The following is a 15789-nucleotide window of genomic DNA, read 5'->3' on the forward strand; positions in this document are numbered from 1 at the left end:
CCCGGCTCGCTCTCGGCACTAGCAGAGCGAGTCGGCGCGCCCGCACGGCACGAGTCCCGCATCCCGCACCTTCGTCTGCGCACCGTCGCCGCCCAGGAAATCCAGCAGAGCCGAGGCCACCCCGGTCGGGACGCCGGTCGTGTAGGCGTTGGTCACCGCCCAGAACGGGTAGCGTCCGGTGCGCAGCGTGGCCGGTCCCGGCTCCTCGCCTTCGATCGTCACGGTCCTGACGCCCGAGAGGCCGGCGTTGCGCGCGTACCCGATCGCTCCCGGCACCTGCTCCACGGTCCGCAGCACCTCGGCCGCCGTCGCCCGCTCACAGCGGATGACCGGCCCCGTCGGCTCCAAATGATTAGTGAGGCAGTCGCCGGAGGTCGCCGGCTCCTCCCGGCCGTTCAACACCTTCTGCTCGAACAGCCGTCGACTGCCCGCCTCGGCGGCGCGGCCCACCAGCCGGATCGGGAGGTCGTTGCCGCCGACCTGGTTCCAGTTGGTCACCCGCCCGCTCTGGATCCACCGGAGCTGCTCGACCGTCAGGTCGTCCACCCCGGTCGACGGGTTGACCACCACCACGTAGACGACGGCGTACACCGGCCGGACGAGCAACGCCCCGGAATCGGTCTCCGGCGCGAACGCCACCGCCCTGCCGGCGAGGTCGGGGTCCTTCTCGGCCAGCGCGCGCAGGGTGCGCACCGCCGGACTGCTCTGCGTCACAGTCACTTGCGCGTCAGGGCAGGCGTCCGAGTAGTCCTCCGCCACGGACCTCAGCAGGTCGCGGTCATCGGACGCGGCGAGCACCTGCAACTGCCCGGCCTCGCACCGCACGCCCGACGACGGGCGCCGGAGCGCGTCGTAGCCGGTGGTGACGAGGGCCCCGACGAACACGAAGGCCAGCACCACGGCCACCAGGCGGGTCGTCCGGCCCCGACTGTTCTCGGGGGCGACCCGACCGTTCCTGACCGAGCCGCGGACGTGCACCTCGTCGCCGTCGCCGGACAACAGCACCAGCAGCTTGAACCGGTCCCGGCGGTTGAGCGGGACGCGCGGCAGGGCGATCTCGGACTCGCCGGAGAACTCGTCGTGCTCCAGCCTGTCCAGCAGCACCTTGCGCAGCACTTCGGGGTACGCGTGGGGGATCTCGACCGCCACGACCCGCCGGCCGGGGAAGCTGATCGTGAGCCCTTCCACCAGGTCCGCGGGCTCGATCGGCAGGGCACCGCTGTTGCCGACCGACAGCAGCACCTGGCTCGGGTGCTCGACCTCGCTCCGGCCGTGCCGCAGCACCATGGACCCGATGGCCGGATCGGTCGTCATCGGCGCGTCGAGCTGGATGCGGTAGGTGAGCTGCCTGCGGCGCAGGAAGTAGCGGTCGTACGCGTAGAGGACGATCGACAGGAACAGCGCGAGGACGGCGACCCCCAGGCTGAACACGTTCACGCCGGTCATTCGCGCGCCCTCCCAGACCTCCGACAGCGCGGATGCTATCGGCTGCCCGGTCGCTACAGTTGCACAGCGGCGGAAGGGCGGTGCGGACCGGGATGGCGTCAGGCAGACCGTTCGGCGAGGGCGTCGGGCTGCTCGCGTTCGGCACCGCGGTGCTGGTGCTGCTCGGTCTGGGCGTGTCCGGGGTGCTCCGGTGGCACGGTCCGCTGACGTGGCTGCGCGACCACGCGCCGCTGGTCGCGTTGCTCCTGCTGGGCATCGGGTGCCTCGCGGCAGGCGCGGCGGTGGTGCGCCGGCCGGTGCGCCCGGGGTCCGGGACGCCGTTGCGCCCCCTGCGCTGGTGGATGATCGCCGCCGGGCTCGCCCTGGTGACCGCGACGACGTGGATCGGGCTGACCGCGGTGCTCGGCCTCGCCCCGGCCACCGACCCGACGACCCGCCTCGACGCCGTGAAGACCGGGCTGGGCATCGGGGCCGCCGGTGCGGGCGCCTTGGCGCTGCTGGTCACCATGCGGCGCCAGTGGCTCGGCGAGCGCACCCAGGCGCACGCCGAGATCGACGCCACCGAACGCCGGGTCACCGAGCTGTACCACAAGGCCGCGGACCAGTTCGGCACCGACAAGGACCCGGTCGTCCGACTCGCGGGGTTATACGCGCTGGAACGCTTGGCGCAGCAGCACCCCGAGCACCGCAAGACCATCGTCGACGTCATCTGCACGTACCTGCGCATCCCGGTGCCGGTGCCGAGCGGGATGCGCAAGCCCGGCACGCCGCGCCGCGACGACCAGGTGCGGCTTGCCGCCCAACGCATCCTCGCCGACCACCTGCGCCCCGTCCTCGACCGCAGGCAGCGTCCGACGAACGCCAAGTTCTGGCCGGACACGGACCTGGACCTGTCCGGCGCGACGCTCGCCGACCTCGACCTGAGCGACTGCCACCTGCGGGCCGCCCGGTTCGTCGGGGCGCGGTTCGCCGGCACGACCACGTTCCAGGGCACGCGTTTCGTCCGGGACACGGCCTTCGCCGGCGCGCGCTTCGCCGGGCCGGTCGAGTTCCGCAACGCGGCCTTCTCCGGCGACGCCGACTTCACCGCCGCCCACTTCGACGGCGACGTCGTGTTCCGCACGGCGCACTTCGCGGGAGCCGCCCGCTTCACCCGTTCCCGCACCTCGGGTGAGGCCCGTTTCCTGGGCACGGAGTTCCGCGGCGACACCGAGTTCACCGACGCCCGGTTCCTCGGCCCGGCCGAGTTCGTGGGCGCGCGCTTCGCCGAACACCGTGCCCTGCTGCGCGCCCACTTCGCCGATGTCGCGGACCTCCGCGGCGTCGAGGTCGGCGCGCCGGCCAGGCCCCGACCCGCGGTGTGGCGGTGGTTCGTCACGCGGCTGGGGCGGTAGCGGAGCGACCCGCCGGCACTTGACACACCCGGTGGCGCTGACCAGACTTGATCGATCAATTTCGGAGGGCGCACCACATCATGGCAGGCAACTTGCGCCGCACGTCGGAACGGATCGGCTTGTTCGCGGCGGCGGGCCTGTCGATCCTGGTCGCCTTGGCCGACCTGGTCGGCTGGCTGGACAAGGTGGCGCCGGGCGGGACGATCCAGAAGATAACCCTGCTGCTGCTGGGTTCCATGGCGTTGGTGGTGACGCTCGAAGTCGACGGTTTCGCCAAGCTGGACGAGATCGACGCCAAGGTGGACTGGGTGCGGCGGGCCGTCGCGCAGGGCTCCGAGCAGGGGCTGGTGGCGGTGCACCCGAGCCTGCCCAACGAGGACTACCTCCGGTGCATCGGGCAGGCGCGGCAGGTGACGATCCTGAACACCTGGATCCCGAACCTGCAACGGCTCAAGGAGGCGTTGGCCGACGCGCTGGACCGGCGCGCGGAGGTCCGCATCCTGCTGCTGTACCCGAACTCGCTGGTCGCCTCGGTGCGTGACGACGCGTTGCGGGCGCGCGGCCGGAACAACCCCGAGTGGAGCGTGAAGAAGGGTGTGGGGCACAACTTCGCCATCCTGGAGGAGTTGCTCACCGAGAAACGGCGCAGGGCGGCGCAGTTGACGGTGAAGGTGTTCAACTCGCTGCCGTCCGTCGCGGTGTACAAGGCGGACGAGCACTATTACGTCAGCGTGTTCATGCACGGCCAGCTCGCGATCGAGTCGCCGCAACTGGAGATCCAAGGCGGTTCCACCTTGCTCGGGCGGCAGTTCCAGCAGGAACTGGACACGTTGTGGGATATCGGCGTGGAGATCGACCCCCTCCACTGGGAACGCGACCTGGACCGCAAACGGCTGTGACAGGAGTGATGGCGGTGCACGAGTTGGACGAGTTCGAAGACGCGTTGATCGCGCGGGTCCGGGCCCACCCGGTGCTGGCGAACGTGGCGCGGCTGCCCGAGGGCGAGTTCCAGGCGCTGCTGCTCCAGCGGCGGTTCCTGTCGCTCGCGTTCACGCCGGCCTACGACCTCGCGATCGACCTGCTGACCGACGAGCAGAGCGTGCGGATCGCCCGCACGATCCTGCGCGAGGAGTACCCGGGCGAGGACGGGCGCAGTCCGTCGCACCGGGAGGAGATGAAGGAGGACATCCTGCGGCTGGGGGTGCCGCGGCGGGACCTCGTCACCAGCCGGCCGACGCGGGCGACCGTCGAGTCGATCACGGCGACGTTCGACTTGATCAGCGAGGCCGGTGCGGGCGAGCACCCGGACGTCGCGCTGCTGACGGTGCTGCGGTTCTGGGGCGAGGTCCTGGTCGCGGTCGAGTACGAGGAGCTGTGGGCCCGCATCGGACCGGTCCTCGGCGAGCGGTCGACGTTCTACCTGCCGCACAAGGTGCACGACGCCAAGGTCCGCCCGCTCGCGGAGGCCTCACCGCTGGCGTCGACCCACTCCGACCAGCTCGGTGTCCGGCTGTGGCAGGCACTCCGGTCGGCGGGCGAACGGGAGTGCTTCAAGCACACCGAGGAAGCGATCGCGAACATCAAGACCGCCTTCTACGACCAGTTCGCGCTGCAGCCGGCCTAGCCCGCCGGGCTTCGGCGTTCAGGCCTGCCCCGCCACCAAGACCGCGAACCCGTCGAGGTGGCGGGCGAGGCTGTACTCGAACAACCCGTCCAGGTCCGCCACCGTTTCGCCGGGAACCGTGGCCAGCAACGGGAACCGTCCGCTGTCGAGGAGTTCGTCGGTCCGCTTCCGCTGGGCCAGCCACCACCCGTCGAGCGTCACACCGGTGTCCTGCTCGGCATCGACCTCGTCCGCGAGGGACAGCGCGCTGGTGAGGACCAGCGCGTGCAGGGTGAGCGCTTCCCGGACCCGGGTCGCCATCGGCAGTCCGAGCCCGTCGAGCGCGCGCAGCGTCCACTCGGTGTGTGCCATCACGTTGGGCACGAGCAGCGGGCGGGTGAACGAGACGGCCCTGGGCAGCCAGAGGTGCCGCCGGCACAGCTCCCACTGCCGGCGGGAGATCAGTTCGAGCTTGGCCCGCCACCCGGCCGGCCCCGGGACGGGCAGTTCCGGCTCGCCGAAGGCTGCGTCGGCCATCTCCGTCACCAGTTCGTCCTTGTTCGCCACGTGCCGGTACAGCGACATCGGACCGACCCCGAGTTCGGCCGCCAGCCGCCGCATGGACACGGCGTCGAGCCCTTCGGCGTCGGCGATCGCGATGGCGGTGCGGAGAACGTGCCCGCGGCTCAGTGCCTGCTTGACGACGCCGGCCGGCCGCGATCCCGGCGCCGCGGTCGGGTTGGCCGGCTGTCGGTGGCCGGCGCGCGCGCTGACCACCGTGCCGGAGCCGACCTTCGCTTCGACCAGCCCGTCGTCGCGGAGGGTGGCCATCACCCTGGTCGCGGTCGCGAGGGCGACGCCCCACCGCTGGGCGATCTGCCGGGTGGACGGCATCCGATCACCGGGCCGCAGGTCACCGGTCAGGATGCGGGCGCGCATCTCCGCGACGATCCGCCGGTAAGGCGGTTCCGGTCGCTGCCCTGGTGACATGAGTGACCTCCGATCCCTCGGCAAGTGTACTAGTTCAATCCAGTCCGGCTAGTACACTTTATCTGTTTGATCTGCTTGCTATGGCGGATTTTCCGGTCTCCGTCGATACGGTGTACTCATGACCGTAGATACGCCGTACGCATCCGTGCGACCGGCAGCGGACGCGGACTACCGAGCGGTGGTGGACGTCCTCACCGAGGCATTCATGGACGATCCCGTCGTCTGCTGGCTCTTTCCCGACACCGGCGAACGAGGCCGTCTCCAGCCGCACTTCTACCGCCCGTTGCTCACCCATCCCGCCGGAAAGGCCTACCTCGTGGGCCATCGCGAGGGCGCGTCGATCTGGCTGACGTTGGCCGCCGGCCGGACACCCCATGAGGATCACGCCGCGGAGACGACCGCGGCGGACCCGACCACGATCTTCGGCGAGAGCGGCACGCGACTGTCGGCCCTGGGCCAGGCGTTGGCGGGCCGGCACCCCGTGCACGAACCGCACCTCTACCTCTCGTGCATGGGGGTGGTCGGCGGGCGGCAGGGCGCCGGACTCGGCTCGGCGATGCTGCGCCACCGGCTGGCGCAAGCGGACGCCGACGGACTGGCCGTGCACCTGGAAGCGAGTTCGTCCCGCAGCCGTGCCCTCTACCTCCGACACGGGTTCGAGGACCTCGGCGAGCCGGTTCACGTGGCCGACAGCCCGCCCCTTCAGCCGATGTGGCGCCAACCGCGCCGTTGACCGTCCGGAACCATCAAGCAGAGAAGGAAACGTCAATGACCCACGAACCTGCTCCCGTCGACCACGGCGGTCATCGGCGACCGCCGACCCTGGTGTTGGTGCACGGCACCAACACCTCGTCCTTCTGGTGCACGGGCCTGGTCTCCGAACTCACCCTCCGCGGCCACCGGACCGTGGCGGTAGACCTCCCGGGCCACGGCGCGGAGGGCTTCTTCCCCCGCGCGTACCAGGCCCCGCAGGACCTGGCAGCGCTGGCGACCGAACCGTCCCCGCTGGCCGAGATCACCATCGACGACTACGTGGAACGCGTCGTGGACGTAGTGCGCCGCGCCCGCCGCCACGGACCCGTGATCCTGGCCGGGGCCAGCCAGGGCGGCGTCACCGTCAGCAGGGTCGGCAACGCCATTCCCGAACTGCTCGACCGGGTCGTGTACATGGCCGCGTACTGCTGCGTGGACCTGCCGAACCTGGCCGCCTACCTGGAAACCCCGGAGAACAGCGACAGCCTGCTCCCCCTGATCCAGGCGGCGATCGTCGCCGACCCGACGGTGCTGGGCGTGAACCGGCTCAACTGGCGCTCGGCCGACCCGGCGGTGTTCCAGGCCGTCAAACAGTGCCTGGCCGCCGACTTCACCGACGAAGGGGTGAGCCGACTGCTCAACATGCTGGAGCCGGACGAGACAGCCGCCATCCCGCTGGCCGAAGCCAGGGGCGAAGCGCACACCTGGGGCCGCATCCCCAGAACGTACGTGCGCTTCACCCGCGACCGCCTGATCCCACCGGCCCTGCAAGACCGTTTCATCACCGAAGCCGACCGCCTCACCCCGGACAACCCGACCGACGTGCGCAGCATCGAAGCCCCCCACGTCGGCCCGTTCGACCGACCCGACCTGGTGGAGATCCTGGCCGGACTCGCCAGTCGCTGACCCGACGCGCATCCCCCAAACCGTTACCCGGCTGGGGGTTTCCGCTGCGGCCAGGACTGCGCGGACCGTGTGGTGGCGCAGCACGGCCGGCAGCAGGCCACCGTGGCCACCGCCGAGGTCCACCACCACGGCAGCGTAGATCCCTTCACGGGCCGGCGGCCGGAGCCCCAGCCGGTGCCGGGGGTTCCACGAGTGGGTGAATTCGGTGTCGGGAGCCCACAACGCGGTGACGTTGATCCATGGTGGAGACGTGACGTCGTTGCGGACGGGTGGGCTTGCGGGGCATCCCACGATGATGGGGCGCGACGAGGAACTGCGTGTCATCGATGACGTCGCGGACGATGTCTGGGGCCCGCCGGAGACGTCCGTGCTGAGGGCGGTGGAGCTTTCCGGCGAGCCCGGTATCGGCAAATCCTGTCTGCTGGCCGGCTGGCGCGACCGGCTGGCGGCGCGCGGTGTGCGCGTGTTGGAGGCGCGGGCCAGCGAGTCGCAGCGTGTGGTGGCCTTCGGGGTGCTGGTCGACGCCGTCGAGGACGAACTCGGCCGGTTGTCGCGACTGGGCTGGCGACCGCCGCTGGACGCGTCCTCGCTGGACATGTGCGGCTCGCTGTTCCCCGCGCTCGCGACCGGACCGGTGTCGTCGCCGACGGGGCACCGGCTGCTCCGGGCGTTGCGGATGTTGCTCGACGGTATGGCCCTGCGGTCCCGGACAGCGTTGGTCGTCGACGATGCGCACTGGGCCGACGAGGCTTCGGCCGAGCTTCTGGGGTACCTGGTCCGGCGTCCGGTCGCGGCGCCGACGCTGCTGGTCATCGCGCACCGGCCGAGGCAGGCGTCGACCCGGCTGGTGGCCGAACTCGGCCGTGGTGTCGATGCCGGAACGGTGCGACGAGTGCGGCTGGACCCGCTGTCCCGCCGGGATGTGGGGCGGCTGCTCGCCGCGCGGGGTGTCGCCGCGGAGCGCCACGACGGGCTGTACGAGGCCAGTGGCGGCAACCCGTTCTACCTGGACGCGCTGGAACGGGCCGGACCGAGGCCCGCCGACGCCATGGCCGCGCTCCGGGCGGAACTCACCGGGCTCGACGGTGTCGCCCTGAGGGTGGCGGGTGCGGCGGCGGTGCTCGGCGACCAGTTCGACCCGCGGGTCGCCGAGCGGATGAGCGGGCTGCCCACCGCCGGCTTCCGCCGGGGGCTGGAGACGTTGCTCGCCGCTGACGTGCTCCGTTGTCCGGCGGAAGCCGCTCGGGTGTCGTTCCGGCACCCGCTGGTGCTCGCCGCGGTGTACGAGTCGCTGACGCCGGCCGAACGCGTGGCAGGTCACGCCGCCGCCGCGGCGGCCTACACCGAGGACGCGGCACCCGTCGAGTTGCGCGCCGAGCACCTCCAGCACTGCGCGCGGCGTGGTGACGAGGCCGCCATCACCGTGCTGGTCGACGCCGCGGGCCGGGCCATGGGCCGGGTGCCCGCCGCGGCGGCCGACTGGTTGCGGGCCGCCGTCGACCTGCTTCCCGATACCCCCGACCACGCGCAGCGGCGACAAGGTCTGCTCTTCGCCCGCAGTCGCGCGGTGGCACTGGCCGGGGACCTGCTCGGGGCTCGGGAGATCCTTGACGAAGTTCTCGCCGTGTCCTCGGACGACCTGGCGTTGCGCACAGCGGTCGTCGGATTGGGCACGCGGATGGACCGCCTGTTGGGGCGGGTGGAGCAGGCGTCCGCCTTCGCCCGGCGGGAACTGGAGGCCCTGCCGGACGACACCACCCCGCACGGCGCCGAACTGCGCCTGTCCGTCGTGACCGCGAAGCTGCTCGCCGTTCCGGTCGACGAATCCGACACCCGGCTGATCCACGAAGCGCTGCGGATCGCCGAGCGGCACGGCCTGCGGGGCCTGCGGGCGGAAGTCTGCGCCGCCCTGGGATTGCACCACGTCCTGCGCCTCGACCTCGCCGAAGGACGCCGCTGGACCGACACCGCGATCGACCTGGTCGACGGGCTGTCGGACGCCGAGGCCGCCGAGCGCAACCTCCAGCCGTTGGTGTGGGTCGCTTTCTGTGCGATGGTGCTGGACCGCCCCGACGAGGCGCTGCGCCACGTGGAGCGCGTCCTCGCCATCGCCCGCGACACCGGACAGCAGCATGCGGCCAGCCGCATGCTCGCCTTCCGCGTGCGGTACCTGCGGTGCCTCGGGAGGCTCCGGGATCTCGACGAGCCGGCCATCGAGGCCGTCGACGCGGCCATGATCCTCCCCAGCCCCGAGATCCAAGCGCGCGCCTTGGCCGAGTACAGCATGGTCGCCTTGCTGCGGGGACAGCCGCAGGCAGCGCTGCGCGCCGCCGCCCGCGCCGCGTCGACCCGCTTGGGCATGCGGTTCACCGGGCAGCAAGTGGCACTCGCGCACGCCTCCGCCATCGCGGCCACCGACGGGACAGGCGCCTTCGAGTTGCTGCTCGACGCCGTGGGCGGACCCCCGGCTCCCCTGGTCGACCCGGTGCTGCGCCCCTGCTTCCACGAGGCCCTCTGCCGACTGGCCGTCGAGGACGGTCATCCCGACCGGGCCGCCGAATTCGCCGCACACGCCCGCGAGGCAGCCGCGCCGGATCTGCCCACCCACACCGCCCTGGCCACGCGAGCCGAGGCCAGGGCACTGCTCGCGCGGCGCGATCCGGACGCGGCCGAACACGCCGAGCGGTCGGCGGAGCTGTTCCTCCGCGCGAAGGCGCCGCACGAAGCCGCCGACGCCTGGCTGCTCGCCGCCCGTGCCCACACCCCGACCTCGGTCGACGCCGCCCGCGCCGCGCTCACCAAAGCGATCCGGCTGGCCGAGGACTGCGGCGCGCTGGCCACCCTCGCACAAGCCCACCAGTGGGGACGCCGACTGTCCACACCGGGCGGAGCGGCCACCGACGGCCTCACCGCACGGGAACGCGAGATCGCCGCGCTCGCCGCCGACGGCCGGTCCAACCGGGACATCGCCCGTGCCCTGCACATCAGCACCCGCACCGTCGAAACCCACCTCGCGCACGTCTTCGACAAGCTGGGGCTACACACCCGCGCCGCCCTCGCCGCCCGGTGGGGACGCGGCACGGACGCGCCATCTCCGTAGTCGACTACGTAGTCCACCTGATGTCCCCGACCCCGGCAATCGGGATTCTCATCGCACAGGGATTCACAGGAACGGGTAAGGCTTCCGACTATCCACGGAACCGCCTCGATCCCACAGCACAGAATGCGAGAGAACCATGAGCTACTGGAAGAACCGGCTGCTGCGGCACGGACTCGCCTGGGTCGGCGTCGCGACCGGCCTGACGCTGACGGCCCTGCAGGCTCAGGCGAACACGACCGGGAACACCCACGCAGCCGCATACCCACGGGTGTCGCAGATCGCGTCCGACGAGCGCGTCGCCGAGGCGGACAAGGTCACCAGGGCGGAGCTGCTGGCCCGCGCGAAGGGATGGCTGACCGCCAACGGCGGCAAGCCCGTGCCGTACAGCATGACCAAGATCTGGAAGGACGGCTACCGGCAGGACTGCTCGGGATACGTGTCGATGGCCGCAAAACTCCCCAAAGCCGGCGGCGGACCCAACACCGTCGGCCTGTTCGACACCTACACCGTGCCGATCGCCGTGCGGGACATGCAGCCCGGCGACCTGTTCATCGACAAGGACGACCGACCAGGCGCCGACTTCCGACACGTGGTGATCTTCGAGAAGTGGGCCGACGCCGCCCGCACCCAGTACTGGGCCTACGAGCAACGCGGCGGCCACGGCACCACCTACCGCAAGCTGGCGTACGGCCTCAAGCCCGACGACTACAAACCCCGCAGGCTCAAGAACATCACCGCTTGACGCGCCCCGCACTCGCACCGCCTGTGGCCGGCCGACTTCCCGCGCCGGCCACAGGCCACTGCACGACCGGACCGCCGCCATGCCGCTCCGATGACGCACTGGCCGGCACGTCGTTCTCGGCTTCGCGGGCTTGTGCGTGGGTGGCGGGTCGGGTCGGCCCTCACGCCGGTAGCGACGCCGACGTCACACACCCGCTGCCCACCCGAAGGCCCGCCATCAGCGGCGTCGGGTTGGTGACCGAGTCCCGCGGTTGCATCGTAGAGGTGGCCCAGGCGCGGTGGCACAGCGGTTCATGGACACTTCCATGGACAGTTGGGTCCACAAAGGATGATCAACTAGCGCGGTCGTCAACCAGCTCGACGGCCCAACTCGCGAAGAACGACCGAAGTTCCGACACCCGGTCGCCGGGGATGGGGAGTTCGCTGTCCTCGAAGCGGGACAGCGTTCCGAGCATCTGCGCGAAGACCGCCATGTCGAACCCCATGTCGACTTCAGCGGCGCGGGCGAGCAGCAATTGTTTGCCATAACGCTGGACCAGCGCGTAGACGTCCGTGAAGTCGCGAGCTTCCGCACGGTCGAACAGGGCGAGCGTCTTACGGCCGGCCAGCTCCTCCAAGTCGAACGTCGGCCCGATGAAGCTGGCTGTGGGCGGCCTGCTGGGAGGCGTGTCGAGAGCGAGGTCGACCACCAGCGAATCCGGCCCGGAGACCACTAGCCGACAGAACGTCACCCCGTCCCGCACCCGCCGCACAGACCAGCCGCGCTCTTGCGCAGCCGTTTCGAAGGCGTCACGAGCGGCAACGATATCTCCGCTGTCGGGGCCCGCGAAGAAGTCCAAGTCCTGTGTGGGCCGGTCGGTCAAGGCCTGAGCCACCAGTGCCGCGCCTCCGGCGAGCAGGAACCCCTCGCTCTCCGCAAGACCGAAGAACACCCTGGCCACCTCGACCTGGAAGTCCGTCAAGCCTTCCGGAGACGACTCGTCAGGCATCACGCGGCCTCTCCCGCAGCACGACCGACAACCGACGACCAAGCGGCTCGAACGTCACGAGGAAGGACGAGTTCGTCCCACAAGTCGATGAGCAGAGCACCGTCCACGTACGTGATCACGTCCTCCGGCGCGCCCTCGCGAAGCACGATCTCGTAGACGCGCGCACGTTCGGACCGGTTGGCCAGGTTGAACCGCCGCCCCGGCGCAGACCAGTTCAAGTGGATCGGCAGGGTCACAACGGAAAAAGCCCGGACCGCCGGAAGCCGAGGAAGCTCGCTCAACGTGAAGACCACGCGACCACGCGAGCTCACGTGCTCGACAACCCGCGGCACGGGCACGACCACCAACTCGTGACCGGCCTCAGCGAGCAACCGCCCCAACGTGTCCGCTGTGGGCGACTTTCGTCCGTGTTCGTAGGCGGACAGCGTCGGCCGCGAAGTACCTGCTCGACGTGCCAGTTCCTCTTGGCTGAGCCCCGCAGCGCGCCTCGCCTGCGCGAGCATCGCCGCCATATCCGCCATGCCGGCCTCCAGTAACGTATCCGATGGGATACGTTACGCCGCGAGTTCGCCTGCGACAACCCGCACCCAGCGCGCACCCGACGAGCGTCGGCCAGGCAGAACGAGTTCGGCCCCCGACCAGCGGAACAACCGGTCAGGGGCCGAATCGAAGTTGTATTGCGATGTGCCCCCGGTGCGACTCGAACGCACACTGGACGGATTTTGAGTCCGCTGCCTCTGCCGATTGGGCTACGGGGGCCGGTGGCTGAGCACTCTACTCGATCAGGTGGACGGGCTGCCGCGTACCCCTCGGCCGCGGCTGCCCGGTCCAGTCCGACAGTAACCGACCGACGGGGTCCGTCGCGGAGCCCGGGACGGACCCTCAGGAGCGGACCAGGCGGCCGATTGCCGCGGTTGCCTCGGCGAGCTTCTCCTCCGCCACTTCGCCGCCCTCGGCGACGGCCTGGGCCACGCAGTGCTTCAGGTGCTCGTCCAGGAGGCCCAGGGACACCGCCTGCAGGGCCTTGGTCGCCGCCGAGATCTGGGTGAGGACGTCGATGCAGTACTCGTCGTTCTCGACCATGCGCTGCAGGCCGCGGACCTGTCCCTCGATGCGGCGCAGGCGCTTGAGGTAAGCGTCCTTGTCCGCTGTGTAACCGTGCATCGCTCCCGGCCTTCCCTACCCTGGGCGGGTATCCGCACCCCAGGATAGGCCACCCGTCCGAGTGTGACCGGCACCACGTGTGACCGCGAAGGCCGGCCTCACATTTCGGGGTGACCGGTTTAGCTGCGAAATGACCCGTCCGGGGGCATCAGTCACATTTTCGCGTCGAAAGGTTAGGCGATATTCCTTCCGTGCACTATGGTGTCGTCCGAAGCGTGTGGCGCAGATACAAGTCGACGGCAACACGCGCTATGCGAGCACACACGGAGGAACAGTGGCACAGCAGACCGTCGTCCAACTCATCGACGACCTCGACGGCAGCGAAGCCGCCGAGACCGTGACCTTCGCGCTGGACGGTGTGGAGTACTCCATCGACCTCTCCAAGGACAATGCGGACAAGCTCCGCGAGTCCCTGGCCGACTTCGTCGCCAAGGCGCGCCGCGCCGGTGGGCGCAAGCAGCGCAAGGGCAGCGGCAAGAGCACGGTAAAGGCTGGTGACAAGGCTCAGGCCCAGGCGATTCGGGACTGGGCGCGGGCCCAGGGGCACCAGATCTCGGACCGCGGTCGCATTCCCCAGGGCCTGGTCGTGCAGTTCCAGGAAGCCCACGCTTCCTGAGCCGCTTCGCGTGTTATCCCCTGTGGCCGGCAACAAACCGACCACAGGGGGTAACCGCAGGTCAGACCTACTGTGAACATTCACAGTCGGCCTGGAAACGCGGTGCCGAGCAGGCTCAGCAGGGCGGTCGCCTTGACGGCCGTCTCCTCGAATTCCTCGGCCGGGTCGGACAGCGCGATGACCGCCCCGCCCACGCCGAAACTCACCTTGTCCCGGTCCGCGACCAGCGTCCTGATGACGATGCTGAAGTCGGCCGTTCCGGACAGCGAGAAGTAACCGAGGGCACCCGAGTAGACGCCCCTGGGCCCGGCTTCCAGCCCGTCGATGATCTGCATTGTCCGGATCTTGGGCGCACCGGTCATCGAGCCGCCGGGGAACGCCGCCCTAACCGCCGCGACCGCCGAACTGCCGGGCCGAAGTCTCGCCCGAACGGTGCTGACGAGCTGGTGCACGGTCGCGTAGCTCTCCACCGCGAAGATCCTGGGCACCTCGACGCTGCCGACTTCCGCGCAATGCCCCAGATCATTGCGGACCAGGTCCACGATCATGAGGTTCTCGGCCCGGTCCTTCGCGCTGGTCGCCAAGGCTGTGCGCAAAGCCCGGTCGGCCGCCGGCGTCGCCCCCCGCGGCCTCGTGCCCTTGATTGGCTCCGATTCCACGACACCCTGCCGGTCCACTCGGATGAACCGCTCGGGTGAAGTGCTGAGCACGGACAGCGGGCCGAAACGGAGCAACGCCCCGAACGGGGCCGGGCTTTCCGCCCGCAGGAACCGGTACGCCTCCCACGGGTCCACGGCGCCGTGCCACGTCACCATGTTCGTCAGGCATACCTCATAGCTCTCGCCCGCGGTGATGGCTTCTTGGCACGCATCCACGAGTTTGAGGTATTGAGCCCGGTTGTGCCGCAGCCGAACGGAGCCCACGACGGCGCCCGCCGCCCCTACAACGGGCCGCTCGTCGAACGCCTCCAGCACCGCCGCGGTGCGCCGCACCCAGTCGTCCGAATCGGTCAACGTCAACAAGTAGACGCACCGCTCCACGTGGTCGAAGACGAGCGCCCGGTCGGCGAAGACGAATGCCGAGTCCGGCTGCTCCGAACGGTGTGCCGCCGCGCCGCCGCATTCCGCCTTCAGCTCGTAGCCGAGATACCCCACCCAGCCCAACGCGAACTCGAACGGCACGTCCGGCGGGGCCACCCGGTGCGCCGCCAGGTCGGCCTCCAGCCAGTCGAAGAACGGCCCGTCGAACTCGTCGTCCCCGACGCTGACCCGTCCGGTCCACACGTCGTAGGTCGCCACCCGCGCCAGCGGCCCACCGGCGTCCCCCATGACGGAGAACCGGCCCCGCTCCCCCACCAGGCTGCTGTCCAGCCAGAACGCGTCCGACGAACCCCCGTACAGCGCCGAGAACACCTGTTCCGGTGACGGGTGGACGTCCACCCTCCGCACGGTCACCTCACGCGCAGGGGCCGCCACAGCGGCCGGCGGCACAGGATCGGCGGCGCCCGCGGTCCCGCCGCTGAGGTCGCGGAAGTTCGCCAGCAGCGCGTGCCCGGACCCGGTGCAGATCGACTCGGGGTGGAACTGCACACCCCACGCGGGCCGGGAGCGGTGCCGCACGCCCATCAGCACGTCGTCCGAGGCGGCCCAGGCCACGGCCTGGAGTTCGGCGGGCAGGTCGGAAACGGCCAGCGAGTGGTACCGCACCACGGGTAACGGGGACGGCAGGCCGGCGAACAGGTCCGTCCCGGTGTGCCGGACGAGGTCGACCACCCCGTGCCGCGGCGTCACCAGCCCGACGGAAGCGCCGTAAGACAGGCAGAGCCCCTGGTGGCCGAGGCACACACCGAGGAGCGGGAGATCCGCGTGGTCGATCACCGCGCGGCACAGGCCGAAGTCGGCCGGGTTCTGCGGACGGCCGGGACCGGGTGAGATCACCACGTTGTCGAACCGGCGCAGATCGGACATCCGGAAGCCCGGGTCGTCGTTCGCGATGACGACCGGTTCCCGCCCGTTCACCTGCGCGAGGTACTGGAACAGGTTGAACGTGAACGAGTCGTAGTTGTCGATCAGCAGGGTCCGCATGGC

Annotated in this window: 14 protein-coding genes and 1 tRNA gene; 8 read left to right on the forward strand and 7 right to left on the reverse strand. The window is 70.4% G+C overall.

All coding sequences use genetic code 11. The annotated features are described in order from the left end of the window. Positions 1-18: 18 nt before the first annotated feature. Complete coding sequence (locus ACQPZF_RS32185; protein WP_433263432.1) at positions 19-1446, reverse strand: substrate-binding domain-containing protein; 1428 nt, start codon at positions 1444-1446, stop codon at positions 19-21. Between the two features lie 92 nt (positions 1447-1538). Here ACQPZF_RS32185 and ACQPZF_RS32190 point away from each other — a divergent pair, with 92 nt between their 5' ends. From ACQPZF_RS32190 to ACQPZF_RS32200, 3 genes are all read left to right on the forward strand, one after another. Further along, the gene (locus ACQPZF_RS32190; RefSeq protein WP_433263434.1) at positions 1539-2840 is read left to right on the forward strand and encodes a pentapeptide repeat-containing protein; all 1302 of its coding nucleotides are present in this window, start codon (positions 1539-1541) and stop codon (positions 2838-2840) included. An 80-nt stretch (positions 2841-2920) separates the two neighbouring features. Beyond that, positions 2921-3739: a hypothetical protein gene (locus ACQPZF_RS32195; RefSeq protein WP_433263436.1), complete on the forward strand. Its 819-nt coding sequence runs from the start codon at positions 2921-2923 to the stop codon at positions 3737-3739. 8 nt (positions 3740-3747) lie between these two features. Beyond that, positions 3748-4464 (forward strand): hypothetical protein, encoded by a 717-nt coding sequence (locus tag ACQPZF_RS32200; protein WP_433263438.1) that lies wholly within the window; start codon positions 3748-3750, stop codon positions 4462-4464. Between the two features lie 18 nt (positions 4465-4482). Here the strand turns inward: ACQPZF_RS32200 and ACQPZF_RS32205 are convergent, their stop codons facing one another. Continuing rightward, the gene (locus ACQPZF_RS32205; RefSeq protein ID WP_433263440.1) at positions 4483-5433 is read right to left on the reverse strand and encodes a TetR/AcrR family transcriptional regulator C-terminal domain-containing protein; all 951 of its coding nucleotides are present in this window, start codon (positions 5431-5433) and stop codon (positions 4483-4485) included. 118 nt (positions 5434-5551) lie between these two features. Here ACQPZF_RS32205 and ACQPZF_RS32210 point away from each other — a divergent pair, with 118 nt between their 5' ends. The 4 genes from ACQPZF_RS32210 (at position 5552) to ACQPZF_RS32225 (ending at position 10934) form a co-directional block, all read left to right on the forward strand. Continuing rightward, positions 5552-6166 carry a GNAT family N-acetyltransferase gene (locus ACQPZF_RS32210; RefSeq protein ID WP_433263442.1) on the forward strand — a complete coding sequence of 205 codons (615 nt, stop codon included), beginning with the start codon at positions 5552-5554 and terminating at the stop codon, positions 6164-6166. Positions 6167-6201: 35 nt separating this feature from the next. Continuing rightward, positions 6202-7092, forward strand: a complete 891-nt coding sequence (locus ACQPZF_RS32215; RefSeq protein ID WP_433263444.1) for an alpha/beta hydrolase — start codon at positions 6202-6204, stop codon at positions 7090-7092. 250 nt (positions 7093-7342) lie between these two features. After that, positions 7343-10192, forward strand: coding sequence for an ATP-binding protein (locus ACQPZF_RS32220; protein ID WP_433263446.1), 2850 nt, complete (start codon positions 7343-7345; stop codon positions 10190-10192). Positions 10193-10328: 136 nt separating this feature from the next. Continuing rightward, entirely contained in the window at positions 10329-10934 is a 606-nt protein-coding gene (locus tag ACQPZF_RS32225) for a hypothetical protein (protein ID WP_433263448.1), read from the forward strand. A gap of 331 nt (positions 10935-11265) precedes the next feature. On the opposite strand, the gene ACQPZF_RS32230 is transcribed toward ACQPZF_RS32225, so the two are convergent. The 4 genes from ACQPZF_RS32230 to ACQPZF_RS32245 all read right to left on the reverse strand — a co-directional run bounded on the left by ACQPZF_RS32230 (position 11266) and on the right by ACQPZF_RS32245 (position 13086). After that, positions 11266-11922 carry a nucleotidyl transferase AbiEii/AbiGii toxin family protein gene (locus tag ACQPZF_RS32230; RefSeq protein ID WP_433263450.1) on the reverse strand — a complete coding sequence of 219 codons (657 nt, stop codon included), beginning with the start codon at positions 11920-11922 and terminating at the stop codon, positions 11266-11268. Next, complete coding sequence (locus tag ACQPZF_RS32235) at positions 11922-12443, reverse strand: helix-turn-helix domain-containing protein (RefSeq protein WP_433263453.1); 522 nt, start codon at positions 12441-12443, stop codon at positions 11922-11924. Before ACQPZF_RS32235 ends, ACQPZF_RS32230 begins: the two co-directional genes overlap by 1 nt. A 164-nt stretch (positions 12444-12607) precedes the next feature. Further along, positions 12608-12681, reverse strand: a tRNA-Leu gene (locus tag ACQPZF_RS32240). A 123-nt stretch (positions 12682-12804) separates the two neighbouring features. Further along, a complete protein-coding gene (locus ACQPZF_RS32245; RefSeq protein WP_433263455.1) occupies positions 12805-13086 on the reverse strand; it encodes a metal-sensitive transcriptional regulator in 282 nt (93 codons plus the stop codon). 274 nt (positions 13087-13360) lie between these two features. On the opposite strand from ACQPZF_RS32245, the gene ACQPZF_RS32250 reads away from it, so the two are divergent. Further along, on the forward strand, positions 13361-13702 hold the full coding sequence (locus ACQPZF_RS32250; RefSeq protein WP_121008267.1) for a histone-like nucleoid-structuring protein Lsr2: 342 nt from the start codon (positions 13361-13363) through the stop codon (positions 13700-13702). A gap of 80 nt (positions 13703-13782) precedes the next feature. Here ACQPZF_RS32250 and pabB read toward each other — a convergent pair whose 3' ends face one another. Next, the gene (pabB, locus tag ACQPZF_RS32255) at positions 13783-15786 is read right to left on the reverse strand and encodes an aminodeoxychorismate synthase component I (protein ID WP_433263458.1); all 2004 of its coding nucleotides are present in this window, start codon (positions 15784-15786) and stop codon (positions 13783-13785) included. Positions 15787-15789 lie beyond the last annotated feature (3 nt).

Source organism: Actinosynnema sp. CS-041913, from assembly GCF_050942485.1.
Lineage (GTDB): Bacteria > Actinomycetota > Actinomycetes > Mycobacteriales > Pseudonocardiaceae > Actinosynnema.